Origin of the sequence: Oscillibacter sp. CU971 (genome assembly GCF_905219725.1) — a bacterium.
GTDB lineage: Bacteria > Bacillota > Clostridia > Oscillospirales > Oscillospiraceae > Oscillibacter.
This window is the reverse complement of record NZ_CAJMXG010000541.1, coordinates 1-1188: the sequence shown is the minus strand read 5'-3', so window position 1 is coordinate 1188 and position 1188 is coordinate 1. Positions and strand designations below refer to the sequence as shown.

The following is a 1188-nucleotide window of genomic DNA, read 5'->3' as shown; positions in this document are numbered from 1 at the left end:
TGTATAAGAGACAGCCATAGTTATACGCAAAAGCCAGGCATTTTGCGAAGAAATACACGCCGTCAAGGGGACGGCTGCTAATGTCCCTATGGAAGGTGAGTTTGATATTGTAACGTTCGCCCTCTGCCGGAACATCACTCTCTCCAAATATTTCGTCCATAATCTGGCGGACAAGGGGAAGAAACTCGACATCAACAACCCATGCGCGCTTTTTCGGATTCCATCTTGCGCCGCTAATCTGCTTGATTCTCGCTACAAATGTGCTGTGGTAAGGCGTTTGAATATACGCCTTCTTACCTCTGGTCGCGATTTTCACAAAAAATGTCCTTTCAAACTATCGTATTTTAATCCAATTTGGGGGAAAGGCAGGGCTGGGGGAAGGATTTCATCGTATTCCCCCAGCCCCATGGAATCTTTATTGCGGTTCAGCTCGCATCAGAAGTGGGAGGTGCCATAGTCGGAACGAAAGGCGCCATAGGCGGAGCAGGAGGCACCATAGTCGGAACGAAAGGCGCCATAGGCGGAGCAGAAGGCGCCATAGTCGGAGCAGGAGGCGCCATAGTCGGAGCAGAAGGTGCCACAGGCAGAGTGGAAGGCAGCGTGTCCGGCTTCAACGAAAGGGGTTGCGGCACGCGGCGCAGTCCATAATAGGACTCAACATCGGTAAAAGAGTTAAAGTTGTCTGCGGTTATACCAAACTGGAACTGAGTCCACTCGGTCAGTCCATATTCGCTAATCATTGGCTCTGGTTTTCCCATAGCGCATAAAATGAATTCTTCGTCATTGCCACAAGGACCCTCTCCCCATGGAAAATCCAAATCATGCGTAAGATCTTCCAGCCGGCTGAAAAATTCCGTGTCGGACAGCGGCTTATTCAAAAAGCGGCACTTTTTATACCAGCCAAGGTACAGGTCGAATACGAAGTTGCAAGGAAGATAGTACCAGGCGCATTGACTCAGCACCGACCATACAAAGAGCAAAAAGGAGTCAAACGTCTTCTCCCAGGCACTTTCGAAATGGCCGGCATAGCCTGCAATGGTGCCATGCGTCTTGATGTAGTTGTCCATTGGACAATCCGTTCTTTCGCCATTAAAAATCGATTTCATGATTACTCCATTCTCGAAGCGGCAGGCGCTTCGCTAGGTTTTTTAAAAAAATAGACACCTTGCTGATCTCTTGTTAGCAATG

General features: G+C 48.9%; 2 protein-coding genes. Both read right to left on the bottom strand.

Translation table 11 applies throughout. The annotated features are described in order from the left end of the window. Positions 1–316 (bottom strand): hypothetical protein (locus JX325_RS17255; RefSeq protein ID WP_204792236.1); only part of this gene is annotated, 316 nt, incomplete at its 3' end. A 109-nt stretch (positions 317–425) separates the two neighbouring features. Further along, on the bottom strand, positions 426–1106 hold the full coding sequence (locus JX325_RS17250) for a hypothetical protein (protein WP_204792235.1): 681 nt from the start codon (positions 1104–1106) through the stop codon (positions 426–428). Positions 1107–1188: the final 82 nt, after the last annotated feature.